12 protein-coding genes and 1 pseudogene are annotated in these 16142 nt (G+C 60.2%); 8 read left to right on the top strand and 5 right to left on the bottom strand.

Going from position 1 to position 16142, the window contains the following annotated elements:
• Positions 1-5: 5 nt before the first annotated feature.
• Positions 6-1265, top strand: a complete 1260-nt coding sequence (locus IPK17_RS26415) for a putative hexosyltransferase (RefSeq protein WP_343420684.1) — start codon at positions 6-8, stop codon at positions 1263-1265.
• Positions 1266-1348: 83 nt separating this feature from the next.
• Here the strand turns inward: IPK17_RS26415 and IPK17_RS26410 are convergent, their stop codons facing one another.
• From IPK17_RS26410 to IPK17_RS26390, 5 genes are all read right to left on the bottom strand, one after another.
• Positions 1349-4606, bottom strand: coding sequence for a tetratricopeptide repeat protein (locus tag IPK17_RS26410; protein ID WP_343420683.1), 3258 nt, complete (start codon positions 4604-4606; stop codon positions 1349-1351).
• 103 nt (positions 4607-4709) lie between these two features.
• Positions 4710-4901, bottom strand: coding sequence for a hypothetical protein (locus IPK17_RS26405; RefSeq protein WP_343420682.1), 192 nt, complete (start codon positions 4899-4901; stop codon positions 4710-4712).
• 11 nt (positions 4902-4912) lie between these two features.
• Positions 4913-5410, bottom strand: coding sequence for a hypothetical protein (locus tag IPK17_RS26400; protein WP_343420681.1), 498 nt, complete (start codon positions 5408-5410; stop codon positions 4913-4915).
• A gap of 371 nt (positions 5411-5781) precedes the next feature.
• Positions 5782-6882, bottom strand: coding sequence for a Gfo/Idh/MocA family protein (locus IPK17_RS26395; RefSeq protein ID WP_343420680.1), 1101 nt, complete (start codon positions 6880-6882; stop codon positions 5782-5784).
• A gap of 9 nt (positions 6883-6891) precedes the next feature.
• Positions 6892-7620: a sugar phosphate isomerase/epimerase family protein gene (locus IPK17_RS26390; protein WP_343420679.1), complete on the bottom strand. Its 729-nt coding sequence runs from the start codon at positions 7618-7620 to the stop codon at positions 6892-6894.
• Positions 7621-7892: 272 nt separating this feature from the next.
• Between IPK17_RS26390 and IPK17_RS26385 the strand changes: the two genes are divergently transcribed.
• From IPK17_RS26385 to IPK17_RS26355, 7 genes and pseudogenes are all read left to right on the top strand, one after another.
• Entirely contained in the window at positions 7893-8804 is a 912-nt protein-coding gene (locus tag IPK17_RS26385; protein WP_343420678.1) for a DUF3179 domain-containing (seleno)protein, read from the top strand.
• Between the two features lie 30 nt (positions 8805-8834).
• Positions 8835-9329 (top strand): annotated as a pseudogene (locus IPK17_RS26380) (ankyrin repeat domain-containing protein); the annotation flags it as partial.
• 38 nt (positions 9330-9367) lie between these two features.
• Positions 9368-10546, top strand: coding sequence for a WD40 repeat domain-containing protein (locus IPK17_RS26375; protein WP_343420677.1), 1179 nt, complete (start codon positions 9368-9370; stop codon positions 10544-10546).
• A 249-nt stretch (positions 10547-10795) separates the two neighbouring features.
• Positions 10796-11251: a MarR family winged helix-turn-helix transcriptional regulator gene (locus tag IPK17_RS26370; RefSeq protein ID WP_343420676.1), complete on the top strand. Its 456-nt coding sequence runs from the start codon at positions 10796-10798 to the stop codon at positions 11249-11251.
• Between the two features lie 90 nt (positions 11252-11341).
• Entirely contained in the window at positions 11342-12334 is a 993-nt protein-coding gene (locus tag IPK17_RS26365; protein WP_343420675.1) for an ATP-binding cassette domain-containing protein, read from the top strand.
• A 25-nt stretch (positions 12335-12359) separates the two neighbouring features.
• Positions 12360-13199, top strand: coding sequence for an ABC transporter permease (locus IPK17_RS26360; RefSeq protein WP_343420674.1), 840 nt, complete (start codon positions 12360-12362; stop codon positions 13197-13199).
• Positions 13200-13346: 147 nt separating this feature from the next.
• The gene (locus IPK17_RS26355) at positions 13347-16028 is read left to right on the top strand and encodes a hypothetical protein (RefSeq protein WP_343420673.1); all 2682 of its coding nucleotides are present in this window, start codon (positions 13347-13349) and stop codon (positions 16026-16028) included.
• Positions 16029-16142: the final 114 nt, after the last annotated feature.

The following is a 16142-nucleotide window of genomic DNA, read 5'->3' as shown; positions in this document are numbered from 1 at the left end:
TATCTATGATCGTAAGTCAAGGTCAGGACTGGCCTCGTCTTTGGCTGCGTGCTGCCCGGGAACAGATCGCGCAGCTTGCCCGGAGTCGGGCGCTGCGCGTTTCGCTCGGCGTGTTTCTGACGCTCCGCCTCCTGACGCTGGTCGCCGCGCTGCTGATGGCGCGGGACATGTCGGCGGCGCGCCCGGATCTGCTGCGCTTTAACCTGCTCACGCTGGAAGGTAACCCGAGCGGCATCACGTACTACGCCTCGCTGCCTGCACATGCGCCCTTTGCCCAGGTCGTTGAGCCGTGGCGGCGCTATGACACTGCATGGTATATCCTGATCGCCATGCAGGGCTATTTCCCGGATACGCGAATTGTGTTCCCGCCGTTGTATCCAGCGCTGACTCGCTTCGTAGAGTTGTTCTGCGGCGGCAATTTCGTGCTGGCAGCGCTGATCGTGAGTAACGTCTTCTGCGCCGCCGCCTTCTACCTGTTTTACCGTCTCACCGCGTGGGAATGGGGGGATCGCGTGGCCACGCGCGCGCTGATTTTGCTGGCGGCATTCCCGACGGGGTTCTACCTTGTCGCAGGCTACACCGAACCGCTGTTTTTGACGTTCACGCTCGGCGCGTTTCTGGCGGCGCTGGATCGGCGTTGGTGGCTGGCAGGTGGCCTGGCGTTTCTCGCTTCGCTCACACGGTTACAGGGAGTCGTGCTGTGTCTGCCGCTCGGATGGATTGCCTATGTCCAGTGTCGCGAAGTCGGGCGGCGCGCGCTGATCGACCGTCTGCCCGCGCTGATCGGCGCACCATTGGGCACGCTGGCGTTCGTCGCCTTCATCACGTACGGGCAGTTGGGCAGCATGGAGCAAGCCTATGCCGAGGGGTGGAAGCTGGCTTCACATCTACCTTGGGACTCGGTGATCACGTATATGCAGCGGCTGTTCACCGGTATTACGGCGGCGCACGAACACAACAATGCCTTCACGCTGCTGCTGATGGCCGCGCTCGGCGTGGTCGTGCTGCTGCGCTTCCAGCGGGCGTATGCGCTCTATGTGTGGTCGACGTTAGCGGTGATTCTCGTACGCTACCACTTCGGCGAGGGGCTGGAAGGCGCGCAGTTCGAAAGCGCGATCCGCTATGTGCTGCTGCTGTTCCCATGCTTCGCCGCTGGCGCGCTCATCCTCCAGCGCCCGCGTGCCTTCTGGCTGACGGTAGCGGTGATGGCGCTCATGCAGGTGTACCTGCTTAACGACTTTGTGCATTGGGTGTGGGTGGCGTAATCAAAACCGGGACGATCCATGGTGTGATCGTCCCGGTTGCTTGCCTATGCTCAAGGGGACGGTTTGCCGTCCCCTGACCTGCCTTAGCGCAGCGTTTCCTGCAGCGCGAGGGCTTCCGGGGCGGCATCTTCCCCTGCCTCACTCAGATACGTGCGCAAGTTGACGAGTGCTTCTTCGTCATTGCCCTGCGCGTGGAACAGTTCGGCGAGACCGTAGTACGAGTAGATTTCGCCGAGTTCAATTGCGGCGCGGAAATCTGCTTCCGCGTTGACGTAGTCTTCGAGGCCGAGGTACGCCCACGCCCGGCTGTCAAGCGCGCTGGAATTGTCCGGGTTCAGGTCGAGCGCCGTGTTCAATTCTTCGAGCGCTTCGCGGTAGCGCCGCTGCTGCACCAGACCCCAACCGACGCCGTTGTGGTAGTCGGAGTTATCGGGCGCGAGGTCGACCAGGATGCGGTACTGATCGGTGTATTTCTTCCAGTCTCCGAGGCGGACGCCAAACACGTACGCCCGGTTCTGAATTGCGGCTTCGTAGTTCGGCGCCAGCTCGACGGCTGCGTCAAAGTCTGCGAGCGCGAGATCATACTCGCCGAGCAGGTCATAGGTCAGCCCGCGCACGTTGTACACCCACGCCGTATCCGTCGCGCCGAACTGAAGCGCGTTGTTGAAATCGCTCAGGGCTTCGTCGTTGGAGCCGAGGAAGTAGTAGGCGTAGCCGCGGAAGAAGTAGGCATCCCCGTTTTCCGGGTCGATTTCCAACGCGGTGGTGTAGAGCGCGACGGCCGTATCCCACTCCTCAGCGTTAACTGCCGCTTGAGCTTGTTCGAGCAGCGCGGTGATGTCCGTCGTGGGCTCTTCGCTAATGCTGACTTCGCCAGTCCCCAAACCAACGAGTTCAACGGCGTCGATTTCATTCCAGCCTTGGCCGATAGTCTGGTCAAGGTTGACGATCACGCCGCTCACGAGCGCCGTGATGCCGTCGACATTTACGGTGAACACGCCGGGGCATGGGGTGTTGCCGGGCGGGTCGGCACTGTTGTGCAGGTCAATGATATCGCCGTCGACGGTGATCACCTGCACGCTGGTGATCGAGCCGGGGCCGAGCGTCTGATAAATGTTGATCTGGGTCGGGACGACAGCCTGCGCGTAATTCAGCGTCAGCGAGTCGACGCCGCGCGAGTCGGAGGACGCCCACGCCGTACGGATGTCGGCGCATTCGGTGGTATCCGGCGCGCCGGACGCCTGCATCGCGCTCCACGCGTCGGCGGTGTATTCGGTGGTCGCCGTCGCGCTGACCGCCCACTGGCGCAGTTCGTCACCCGTCGTGACCGGCGGTGGCGTCGGCTCAACGATGGCGGTCGCGTCCGCTTCAATCAGCAGGGTGTAGTCGCCGTCGCAGGCGACGAAGCAGGTCGCCACGAGGACGTATTCGCCCGTGACGGGCAGGGTGAGATCCGCGATGCGCGAATTGCGCACGCCAAAATCGGCATCCTGCGAGTCGTCGTTCTCGGCAAGTTCGGCACCGTCCACGGCAAAAGCGTCGGCGGTGTACAGGAAGATGCGCGGGTCAAGCTCGTTGACATCTTCGGCCACCATTGTAATGGTGACGAGATCGCCCGCCGCGCCGGCAAAGCGCCATGCGACATCGCGGTTGGTTCGGTTGATCGTTCCGGTGACCGCTTCGTTGTAGACGAGCACGTCATCACCCGTCAGCACGGGCGGTAGCTCGGTGGGCGGCACAGGAGTCGGCGTGACCTGCTGAACCGGGAGATCGCTGTTGAGCGGCGTCAGCGTATACGAGCCGTCGCCGCGCACCGTCAGCGTGTAGGCGCCTGTCGCGGTGCCGCTGAAGCTGGTCACTTCGATCACCCACGTCCCCGTCTCGGTCACTTCAAAACTCGCAATCCGCGAGTTAAGGTTGCCGAAGTTCGAGTCGCCGGAGTCGTCATTTTCGATGGTGGCGTCGCGCCCACGTTCAAAATCATCGGGTGCATACAGCCGGAGGAGGGTATCGAACGCATTAAGGTCGGCGGCGACCTCGATGGTCACCAGTTCACCTTCGGTCAAATCGATGGCGAACTGCTGGGCGGGCGCGCGGTCGGTCAAACTGCCGCTGAGGGTCGCGGCGACTGGTAGCGGCTCAGGCGCTTCGACCCCACCCGCGTTCAGGTTGTATTCGCCGTCACCACGCACGGTCAGCGTGAATGCGCCCGTCGCGGTACCGCTGAAGCTGGTCACTTCGATCACCCACATGCCAGTTTCATTCACGCGGAAGTCTTCAATGCGCGAGTTCAGACTGCCAAAATCGGAGTCGCCGGAGTCGTCGTTCTGCACCTCGAATCGCCGACCACGTTCGAAATCACCGGGGGCATACAACCGCACCAGCGTATCGAAGTCTGGCGAGGACACTTCAATGGTCACGCGGTCGCCGTCGGTCAATTCGACCGTGAACGGCTGCGCCGCCGCACTGCGGGTGAGGCTGCCGTCGACGCTGGAGCCGCCCGTGTCACCGGGGCGGGGCGTCGGCGCCGGCAGATCGCCAAGCGGGGCGAGCACATACGTCTCATCGCCGCGCACCGTGAGCGTAAAGGTGCCGGTTGCGGTGCCGCTGAAGCTGGTCACTTCGATCACCCACGTACCGGATTCACTCACGCGGAAGTCTTCGATGCGCGAATTGAGGTTGCCAAAGTCGATATCGCCGGAGTCGTCATTTTCGACGGTGGCGTCGCGCCCACTTTCGAAGTCGCCGGGGGCATACAGGCGCAGGAGGGTGTCGAACGAGTTGTTTTCCGACGCCACTTCAATGGTGACGCGGTCACCTTCAGTCAATTCGACGGTGAACGACTGCGCAGTCGCGCCGCGGACGAGGTCGCCAACGATGCTGCTGCCGCCGACTGCAACGGGGGTTTCGGTTTCGCGCGGCGCAATCGGCTGATCGCCGAGCGGGACGATGCTGTAGCTGCCACTGCCGCTCACGGTGATTGTGTACGTCCCCGTACCGATGCGGGCGAAGCTGCTGGCTTCAATCACCCACGTGCCTGACTCGGTCACGGCAAAGTCTTCGATGCGGGAATTGCGGACGCCGAAGTCTGCATCCAGCGAGTCGTCGTTTTCGATGGTTGCGGTGCGGCTGCGCTCGAAGTCGCCGGGCGCGTACAAGCGCACAATCGTGTCGAAATCGTCGCTGTCGGCGACCATTTCGACGGTGATGACATCGCCTTCGGCCAGTTCGACGGCAAACTGCTGCTGCGGCTCAGCGGTCGTGAGTTCACCCGTGATGCTCGCGCCGCCGACCGCGATCTGCGGTGGCTGTGTGGCGGTCGGCGTTGGATCTTGAGCCACAGGTGGTGCTCCGCCAGCCAATGGGACAAGATTGTATGTGCTTTCGCTGCCACGGATGGTGAGGGTAAATTGACCTGTCGCACTGCCGTTGAAACTGCCCGCGCTATAACCCATTCACCCGATTCAGGTGACGTTGAAGTCCGCGATCCGTGAATTCAAGGTTGCCGAAACTCGGCATCCCCAGCGTCGTCGTTGTCCACGTAGGGGTGACGCCCCGACTGTAGATGCCGGGCGCATACAGGCGCAAATAGGTATCGAGGCTGGTTTCCGCCGCGGCCAGTTCGATGGTTACCATGTCGCCTTCGTTCAGGTCGACGCTGTAGTAGTAGCGCTTGGTCGTCCGTCGTCAGCACCTTCGACCGTCGTGCCGCCCACCGCCGCCGGACGCGGCGTCGCGGTCGGGGCACTGACGGTGCCGGACACAATCGAATTGATGATGAGATCGTATTCCGCCTGATAATCGGTCAGTTGGTCGCCAGTCTGGATGGCAACAACGACCAGACCGGACGGCGAGTCATAGACTGCGACGGCGGCTTCAATCCCTTGCAGACGCATCTGCACGTCTTGAATCTCTACATAGACGAAGGGGAAATCGTTGAGCGTTCCTTCTTGAATTTCGCCGTTTACGTCGCCCTGTTCCAGGAGGGTATCCACGATTGCACGCGGTGTTGTCGCGTCCTCCAGCCCCGGCATAAGCTGCGCTATGGCGGTTGGCGAATAGATCGCCAGCGCGACCAGCCCATCGTCACTCACGTCGTCACTCTGGTCAATGTCGAGCGCGGCGGTGGTGTTGCCCACCAACACAAAGCCGTCGTCCTCGCGCAGTACCCAGGAATCTGGATATTCAAAAGCTAAAGAACCATCAGGAAAGGTATAACTGAGAGTGTCACCTTGAGCGAGGACGGCCCCCGTCATCAGGAGTGTCAATAACCAGACACCCAATACTAAGTACAGTTTACGTCGTTGCATTATGCCTCCGTTGAGCTGCCGTCGAGACCGTCACGACTCGTGCGGGCAGCACGCTGGTAAAGGATAGCGGTGTAGCTATAGCATAAACGCAAATTGCGGCATTGGTATTCGACTAAAGTTGGAGAGTGGAGAGAAAGTCTTAATTATTGGGGGGAAAGTACCCAGAGTGCGCCCGGAGACGCACTCTGATACGACATAAATGAAAACTAGGGCATTTCCAGCACGCGCGGCGGCAAGCCGACGGGCAGCGCTTCCGGCCGTTCGACCGTGCTCTGCAGCGTGACATACGAACCGCTCTCGAACGCCTTGCTGAACGCGTGCATGATTTCCAGCACGTGATAGGCAAGATCGCCGCTGGCGCGGTGCGGACGTCCATCACGGATGCCGTAGGCCATATCCGCCAAACCGATGCCACGTGCCCAGTCTTCGCGGTGCTCGACGGGCATCACTTCCCAGTCGTGCTTTTCCGGTACGAACAGCTTGACCTGGCGGGGATCGTAGCCGTTGGGGTCGGGGATGGCGATGCTGCCCACCGAACCGTAGATTTCCATCTGCGGCAGGCGATGCCCCCACACGTCAAAGCTGGTGATCAGCGTAGCCAGCGCGCCCGACGCGAATTCCAGCGTGCCGGTGTAGTGGGTCGGCACATTGACCGGGAGCGTGCGCCCACTGGCGGTCGTGCGGGTGGGGAACGACGCGCGCGCCGCGCCGCTCACGCGGACCACTGGTCCGAGCAGCGTCACCAAGCAGGTGACGTAGTACGGACCCATGTCGAACATGGGGCCACCGCCGGGCGCGTAGAAGAAATCAGGATTCGGATGCCAGCGTTCCGGTCCGTGACCGAGCATGAAGCCGACCGCCGCGACCGGATCGCCAATTGCGCCTTCGTCGATCAGCTTGCGGGCGGCCTGATGCTGGCCGAACAGGAACGTATCCGGCGCGCAGCCCACGCGCAAACCCTTGGCGGCGGCGGTGTCGATGATGGCTTTGCCGTCGCTGAGGCTGATGGCCAGCGGCTTTTCGGTATAGATGTGTTTGCCCGCGTTCAACGCTTTCAGGCTGACTTCCGCGTGCACGGCGGGAATCGTCAGGTTGACGACGATGTCGACGTTCGGGTCGGCGAGCAAATCATCCACTGAACAGGCTGTTGGGATGTTGTTCTCGGCGGCGACTTTCCGCGCCTTGTCGAGATCGATGTCGGCGACCGCGACCAGATCGAGGATGTCGAAGGCGCGGCAGCCTTTGATATACGCGGGGCTGATGTTGCCCACGCCGATGAGACCGACTTTATAAGTTTTGTTCGCCATGATTATGTCCTAGAGGTTGCTGAGGTAACGGAAACTCTTGTCAACTGCGGCCAGCGGGTCGCCGTCCACGCGGTCGGCTTCCACAATGTGATATTCGGCGGGGAAAGCCGCGAAAATCTCCCGGAAATTCATCACGCCATCGCCGACGGCGGTCATCGGCTGGCCGACGACACACGGGCCATCCTTGACGTGCATCAACTGCGCGGCCTGGGGGCCGAGCGCCTGCAAGACTTCGATTACGTTGGCGCCGCCCGTTTGCACCCAATAAGTATCGACTTCAAACAGCACAGTCGGCGCGACCAGTTCCTTCAGGCGCAGCAGCGGCAGCGAACCATCGGGCAGGCGGCGCAGTTCGAAATCGTGATTGTGGTAGGCGAGGCTCAGACCATTTTCACGGGCGACCGCATCGGCGGTATTGAGCTGGTCGGCGAGCTGTTGAATGCGATCCAGCGCTTCGAAGTTCTCCGCGGCGATCCACGGGAAGACGATCGTCTTCGCGCCCAACGCGCCAATGGTATCGAGCACTTTCTGCTGGTTGTCTCCGAGCGGCAGGGGCGAATGCGCGCTGGTGACCTTCAGCCCCAGTTCATCAAACAAGGCTTTCGCTTTGGCGGGCGACTCCCCATAGACGCCTGCCGTTTCCACCGCCGGATAGCCATACGCGGCAATCTGGCGAATTGTGCCCTCGAAATTAGCCGAGAGCGCATCCCGTACCGTATAAAGTTGAAGCGCAATCATGAGATATTGTTCCTCTGTCTATCAATTGGGAGATCAAGCGCCCAGCGGCGACCCTGCAATCGCTCCCACACAACCTATTGAAGATAACCGTTTTCTGCGCGGCTGACTACCCCATTATGAGTAGTTATGAAAAATAGCGCGGCCGCTGCCACAGTGATGATAAGCTACAACGAATACACCATAGTTGAGCCAAGATGATGACGATGACGACTAAGTTTGACCCTGCGCGCCTGGTGCAATTGGACTTTAATGGGCCATCGCAACGGTTCGCCATGACGGAGCTGCAGCCGCTCGCGGCAGCGCTCGCCGCGCACGTCCTGACCGAGGCGACCTCCGTGCTCTATACACAGCAAGGCGACCAGATTTACGTGTTTCGGACGTCGCACTTTTCGCTATACAACGTCATGCAGGGGGTGATCGATGGTCAGCCGTGGATGGCGACCTTCTGCGCGGTGTGCAACGCCGGGATGAGCTTTTCACCTGTCGTGAATGGCCAGACGCTCGAATTTTATGGGGTTGGTTACTATGATGCGATGACGCTGCTGGCGGATCGGCAGACTGGGTCGTACTGGGATCACCTGACGGGTGAATGTCTGTATGGCCAGTACGTGGGGACGACACTGCCGCAGTTGACGACGATGACTCACTCGACGGCGGGGCAGGTGATCAAGCAGACCCCGGACGCCCAGTTCGTCGTGACCGCGTTGACTCCCGACAAGGTCCAGTTCGAAGCCTTCGCGGAAGCGCTGCGTGTCGCGCCGGAGCCGCAGTGGTTCCCACAGATTATGAGCACGCTCGATGCGGAAGATAAGCGCTTGCCGCGTTTTGAAATGGGACTCGGCGTGTGGGCGCCCGGAGCGGCGCGCTTCTACCCGTTCACGACCCTGCACGCTAACGACAATATCGTGTTCGACGAGTTCGCGGGTCAGCGGCTGCTGGTCTACGTTGACCCGGAGACGACTAATCCGCTGGCGCTGTTCACCGACGCGACGAGCGGCGTGTGGCGGCACGATGTGCTCGTGCTCAACAACGGTCAGACCTTGCACAATGGGGTTTTACAGCAGCGCGGGGACCTTATTCCGATTAGTCGCCCCCTTCAGTTGTTCCAACGCTGGTACAGCTTTGCAATCACGTTTCCCGACTGCGAGGTCTACCCGACCTACCTGCGCGCAAAATCAGGCTAAACTAGAGTCGATAGTGAATTTGGGTGCACACGAGGAGAGCGTATGACGGCCTTGATGAAAGCGGTGAAGGCGAACAATCCGGTGCAGGTCAAGCAGTTGATTGCGCAGGGCGTGAATGTGAACGAGACGGATACGGGCGGCGATGCACCGTTGGTCATGGCGGCCTATCTCGGCTACACCGACGTCACGCGGTTGCTGCTGGAAGCGGGCGCGGATGTGGGCGCGCTTGACCCCGGCATGAAGGCGACCGCGTTGCACGCGGCGTCGTATGCGGGGCGCGTGGAACCCGCCAAACTGCTCATCCAGTACGGCATCGAGATCGACCGGCAGGGACCCTACAACGGCTATACCGCGCTGCATGATGCGATCTGGCAGAACAATGTCGAAGTGGCGCGTGTGCTGATCGACGCGGGGGCGAACCTACACATCAAGAATCATGACGGGCAGACGCCACTGGATTTCGCCAAAGCGAAGCGTCACAACGAAATCGTTAAGTTGATCGAGCAGAAGCTCGGCCACGGATAAGCTTGTCTCACGTCTTGTGTCAAAACATGAATCGTGTGATGAATCAACGATTTTCCCTGCATGGTTGGTACACGAATATGGTCAAAACGTATAGGATTCGCACGCTCATCTTGACTCTCGTGCTCTGCGGTCTACTGGTGGGCACAGGTCAGGCTCAAGAAAACTTGCCAATACGCAACCGACCGCCGCTGGCGGTGCTGGACGTGCAATACAGCCCGGATGGGCCATATCTCGCGCTCGTCTACGCCGATGGGCGGCTGGAAGTGCTGGACGCTTCCAGCCAGCGCATCATTCTGGAAGATATGGTAGAGCTTCCCAACCCCTTGCTGAGAGCCAAAGTCGATTGGTCGCCAACCGGGGATCGGCTCGCCGCAGGTATCGGCTCGCAGGTTTACATCTGGGATGTCCAGAATAGGCGACTGCTGCAGACTGTGGAAGCAGGCGGGGCTGAGTCATTAGTCTATTTCGAAGACGGGGCATATGTTCCGGAAGGATTCGTAAGCCTGCAATGGGACAGTACGGGCGCGCTGTTGCTGGCGAAAAGCGTAAGTTCTCGCTTCACCGTTTGGTCAATCGAGCACCAAGCCTTCATCGTTGATCGGGTATTTGGGAACAACCCTGTACCGATAGTATGGTTGGTCGATGATCGGCGTATTTCTAATGGCCAGAGTGTGTTTGATATCCTCAATCAAAGCCGAGTGTTTGTTGGACTTGACGCGCAGCGTCTTCCGGGAGTTTTGAGTAATTGCGGACCATTTTCTGCAATCGACATCAACAGAGACAGAACTTGGATAGTTCAGGCGACCATCTACGACTGTATCATCATCCGCGACGCCGCCACTGGTAGCGAGATTGCTGGCTACCAAATTTCAGGGCTCATTTCACTATACGAGAATGGTATGACGCTTGCAGAACACATGAACCCAATTTGGGATGTAAGTTGGTCGCCGGATGACCGAGCAATCGTTGCCGTCGATAGCTCGGGTGCTGTACGCGTTGTGGATGTTGCAACAGGTAACGTGACCCTGATTGCGCAGCACGACGGCCCCCTGTATGCCGTTGATTGGGCGGATGATAACTCAGCGATTGCTTATGGTGGAAACACGCAGGCAGAGGAGACTGTTTTTGCGGCTGTGAGCGTGACAGAGGTCGAACAACTCATGGCAAGTACAGCCCGTCCAGCAGAATTTGCCATTACTCCAGCAGCCGATCGCTAAACTAAAGGGGCACAATCAAGATGGTGCCCCTTTTCAGGACTCTACCCCATTGTCCCCGACTCGTCTGAGTCCAAGGGCGCAGTGCAGAAGTAATGGCCTCAGCCAACTGGCGCATAGTCTTTCCCCAACATTGAGCGCACATGAGAAAAGTGAGTGGTTTTCACCAACCGCTCATCAAAACCTCTTGCTTCCAAAAACTGTTTTGCATATGATGAGCCTGTCTATTGATTAGGACTTCGAACTATTCGTATGGCGAAGCGTTCATCCATTGAACTAGCGCACCAAACTATCGGCATTGTCCCCTTCGTGATGCGTTTCATGTCGGCGGACTTGCGGAACTCGAAGTATGGCGCGCTGGCAGGGCATGTCTCCATTCTGGGTATGTTGGAACAGCGCCCGTACACGATGAAGGAATTGGCCGAAACGCACATGGTCAGTTCTCCGACGATGTCCAGCACCGTCACCACGCTTGAAGAACGCGGGTGGCTGACCCGCGAACGGAGTGTTGATGATCGGCGCGTCGTTTGGGTGACCATCACGACGGACGGCCAAGCGGCGTTGGACGACATGCGCGGGCAAACCGCCGAGAAGATCGCTGATGTTCTCGACGCGCTGTCCGAAGACGATCAAGCGAAACTAGCGGATGGCTTGAGGTTACTCCTCGGCGCGTTCGCGGCAAGCATCGAAGACTCGCATTCACTGTAAATCAGAGTACCGGTAGTTATGATGGCCGACGCATATCGCGGTCCGGCAGGCTTAATGTTGTCTAGTGCAGAACGATAGAGGGATCACAGTATGGCTAACGGGGAAATTATCGTCGAGCAGTTGGTGAAGCGGTATGGCGATTTCATGGCTGTCGATGGCGTCTCATTCAAGGTCGACTCCGGCGAAATCTTCGGCTTTCTCGGCCCGAACGGCGCGGGAAAATCGACCACGGTCAAGATGTTAACGACGCTGGCGCTGCCCAGTGGTGGGCGCGCCACGGTCGGCGGTTACGATGTTGAAAAAGAAGCGCAGGATGTGCGCCGGGTGTCTGGTGTGGCTCTGCAGGAAATTGGCCTCGACCCGCTGCTTAAATCGATGGAACTGCTGACCATTCAGGCGCAGTTGTTCGGTGAAAGCCGCAAGGGTGCTCGTGAGCGCGCCGTCGAACTGCTGGAACTGGTCAAGCTGTCGGATGTGACGGATCGCCCGGTCGGCAAGTACAGCGGTGGTATGCGCCGCCGTCTCGACCTCGCGCTGGCGCTGGTGCACCGTCCGGACGTGCTGTTCCTCGATGAGCCGACGACCGGTCTCGACCCAGCCAGCCGCCGCGATGTGTGGAATGAAGTGCGCCGCCTGAATCGCGAATATGGCATGACTATCTTCCTGACCACCCAATACCTCGAAGAGGCCGACGAACTGGCGGATCGTGTCGCCATCATCGACCGTGGGCAAATTCGCGTTGAAGGTCAACCACAGGCGCTCAAGGCCGCGCTTGGTGGCGAATCGATTAACGTGACCTTTAAGGAAGTCGACGACGTCGAATCGGCGAAGGACGAGCTCACCGAAATGTTCGACCGCGTGCAGGTGGATCGCAAGACGCTGCGTCTGTATCGCAATGGTGCGGCGCAAATCGTGCCGACCGTTATGAACCGCCTGAGCGCGCGCAACCTCGACCCGATTGCGCTCACCTTGACCACGCCCACGCTCGACGATGTGTTCCTGCAGGTGACTGGCCAGCGCTTCGAAATGGATGACAAGCCCGCCGTTAAGCCCACCAACCGCCGCCAGAAGAAGACCGCCTAGTTTTATCGGAATGGAGAACTGAGACATGACTGCGATTTCTAACCCCACAACGACCAGCGCCGTCGGCGCTTTACGCCGGACTCGTTCCGCCACCAGCGCGCCGTTCCTGACGCAGGTGAGCATGATGATGTGGCGTACGCTCATCACGAACATTCGCGTGCCGGCCGTCATCCTGCCGCCGCTGATCATCAGCGTGTTCTTCCTGTTCGTCTATGAAGCGTCCCTGAGCGGCGCGGCGAACTTCTTCCTGCGCGGCCAGAGCTATCTCGGCTTCATCCTGCCGCTGTCAGTGGTGAGCGCGGCGCTCTCCGGCGCGGGCGTCGCTGGGCAAAGCATCGTCCGCGACATCGAGAATGGCTACTTCGATAAGCTGATGCTCACGCCCGTCAGCCGTGTGGCGGTTGTCCTCGGCCCGATGGTTGCAGGTGCGATCCTGCTCGGCGTGCAGACTTCGCTCCTGATCGTCATCGCGCTGGTGATGGGGCTGGAACCCGCGACGGGCCTGCCCGGCATCCTCGGTGTGCTCGGTTTCTCGATGCTGCTGGGTCTGGCGTTCTCCGGTTTCACCATCGGCGTGGCGCTCCGTTCTGGCAGCGCCGGTGCGACGCAGGGCGCTGGCTTCCTGTTCTTCCCGCTCTCTTTCCTCACGGCGACGTTTGTGCCGCTCAGCCTGCTCACGGGCTGGATCAAGGTGGCGGCGACTTACAACCCCATCACCTACATCCTCGAAGCGATGCGCGGCATCATCAATACGGGGTGGGACACGGAAATCCTGCTGCGCGGCCTCGGCGCGATTGCGCTGATGGCGGTGGTGCTCTACGCGTTCGCCTTCAGCAGCCTCAAGGCGCGTACCAAGCGTAAGTAGTCGGCGTGTTTGCCTGAGCATGTGGTCGGGGTATGGTGTCGCCATATCCCGACTTTTTGTTGGCGCTGGTTGTCGCCTGTCGCATCTCGCCACGGTGCGCCGTATAATTTCGCCGTAGACTGAATTTATTGCATAGGATGTTGTTATATGGCGACCGAAAATTATGCGCGTTATCCCCTCGATCCTGATGGTTCAATCCGCCACTGGTTGACTTGTGGCCCGGTCACCACGCCGATTCTGGACACCCTCAACCGTGTCATCCAGCAGGATGGATCGCCGTTTGGGGACGGTCGACGCTGGGTGTTGAATTATTGGGCATGGTCGGGCGCGTCGAAGAAGGTGAAGCGGCGGGTGTATGGCGCGCTGCCCTCGTTCACATGGACACCAGATGCACCGCCTACCCTGCATGCTGAAGGCATCGGCGGGAAGCGCTGGCAGTACAAAACTGCCGAAGAAGATCAAGTTATCGACTTCAGCCTGTTCAACTTTTCGCCCACGCTCATGCAAGGTTGGACGTTCGCGCTAGTTGAGGCGGATACCGTCCGAACTGTCCGCGCCGAGCTGATCACGATTGGCCCCGCGCGCCTGTACGTGAACGGTGCGCTGGTGGAGCATTACGCCGACGAGTTCAGCTATGTGGAAGTGCAGCGCATCCCGGTGACGCTCACGCTCAACGCCGGGTTGAACGAAGTCTATGTGCAGGGCGACATGCTCGGTTGGCGTGAAGCCCGCCTAGCCATTGGTCTGCGCCTCCTCGATGCTCCTGCGCTCCAGATCTGCATCCCGATTGGGGGCATCCCCGCCGAACAATGGCACACCGCCGAAGATGGACTCAACAACCTTCTGGTCAAGCAGTTCGCCTTCATCAACCTGCCAGGTCATATCTGGCTCGACGACAAGGCCGCTGCGCCCTTTAGCTTCGACGCGAAGATCGAACTGCCGATTCCGGAAAACGTGTTCGCGCAGTTGGCGCGCGTCAAGCGACCACAGGGATCAGCGCGCCTGACACTTCAGCCCGGCGAACGCGCCGAACTGCCGATCTTGACCGAAGTCACCGCCGGGATGTCGGGCATGCCGGGTGAGAACAGTCTTGGCTTAACCCTGTCTCCCGCTGATGGCACGCCGCTCGCCATTCACCGCGAAATCTGGGCGGGCAAGAACGCCTTCAGCCGCGCCCCCTACGGTGATTACGACTCACGGCGGCGCGAAGCGCTCGAACATCTCGCCGCCATGCCCTACGATATCCCGGCGGCGATGGCCGCGCTTGAACTCGGTAAGGTCGAGCGCGTGTCGTCCGAAGCGGTCGCGCTGGCCTGCCATTTCATGGAAAATCGCTACGATTGTGCCGACTTCTACGCCATCGGTTTGTTGGCGCTCCTCTACCGCTTCCCGCACGCGCTAAAACCGGAGGATCGCCAGCGCATTGAGACGGCTTTCCACAACTTCAAGTACTGGATAGACGAGCCGGGCCTCGACGCGATGTGCTATTTCACCGAGAATCACCAGATTCTCTTCCACGTCGCAGCGTATCTGGCGGGACAGCGCGCGCCGGAGCAGGTGTTTGCCAACAGCGGGTGGACGGGGCGCCAGCAGATGAACCGCGCGCGCGGGCGTATCGAACGCTGGATTCTCACGCGGCTGCGTGGCAACTTCTCCGAATGGGACTCGAATGCCTATATGACGCTGGATGCCTTCGCGATGCTGGCACTGGTCGACTATGCTGATAGTCCGCGTTTGCGTGACATGGGCACGGCGCTGCTGCACAAGATTTTCTTCTTGCTCGCGTGCCAATCGTATCGCGGGGTGCATGGCAGCACGCACGGTCGCTGCTATGTGACCGGACTCAAGTCAGCCCGGGTGGAAAACACGTCGAGCCTCGGACGTATCGCCTGGGGCATGGGTATTTTTAACGGTGAAACGCGCGCCACCGGGCTGCTCGCGCTCGCACGCAATTACCGTGTGCCGGAGGTGATCCAGCGCATTGGCGCAGATGTGATCAGCACGGTCTACACCGAGTCTCGTTCCCGTGAACAGTTCCGCCCGCAGTTCGACATGCGCGGCGACGAGTGGGACGTGCGCACCATCACCTACAAATCGCCGGACGTGATGCTTTCGGCGGCGGTGCAGCACCGGGCGGGCGAATTCGGCATTCAGGAGCATTTGTGGCAGGCGACGCTCAGCCCGGAGGCGAGCGTGTTCACCACGTATCCCGGCAACAGTCAGGAACATGGCAACGCGCGCCCCAACTTCTGGGCGGGGTCGGTGCGCCTGCCGCATGTCGAGATGTGGGGGCGCACGGTGATGTGCCTGTACCACGTCGATCCGCAAGTTGGCCTCGGCTTCACGCATGCCTATTTCCCGACGCAGGCCTTTGACGAGTGGCGAATCCTTGGACAATGGGCGTTTGCCCGCGTAGGTGAGGGGTATGTCGCGCTGTGGGGTGACAGCGATTTGCGCCTGACGGAACGCGGTCGCCATGCGTATCAGGAACTGCGCAGCACAGGCGCGGGTGAAGCGTGGATCAGCTATGTGGGGCGCAAAGCGGGGCTGTTTCCCGGTGGTTTTGACGAGTTCTGCCGCGCGATCTTGCAGGCCAAGCAGCCCGTGGGCGATCGCGACTCGCTCGCGTGGCAGGATCCCGCGCACGAGGAACTGACGATGACGTGCCGCTGGCAAGCGGTCTCGACTGTCCACGGTGAAGCCTATCGGTATCCCGAAGTGCACTACCGTAACCTGTACACGCTCACGCCGATGGATGCCGACATCATGACGATCACCCACGATGGCGAGGCGCTTACGCTGGACTTGCGGAATGGCGGGGTGCTCTAGAGCGGGTGTGTCGGGTCGCAGTGAGCGGGTTCCGATACGGCTAACTTTAATCATCCCTTAACAGCTTTTCCCAGGGATTACCCGGGCAAAGGCGTGCTTATCGCTTGCGCATCT

This window comes from Candidatus Flexifilum breve, assembly GCF_016713355.1.
This window is presented reverse-complemented; position numbering and strand designations above follow the sequence as displayed.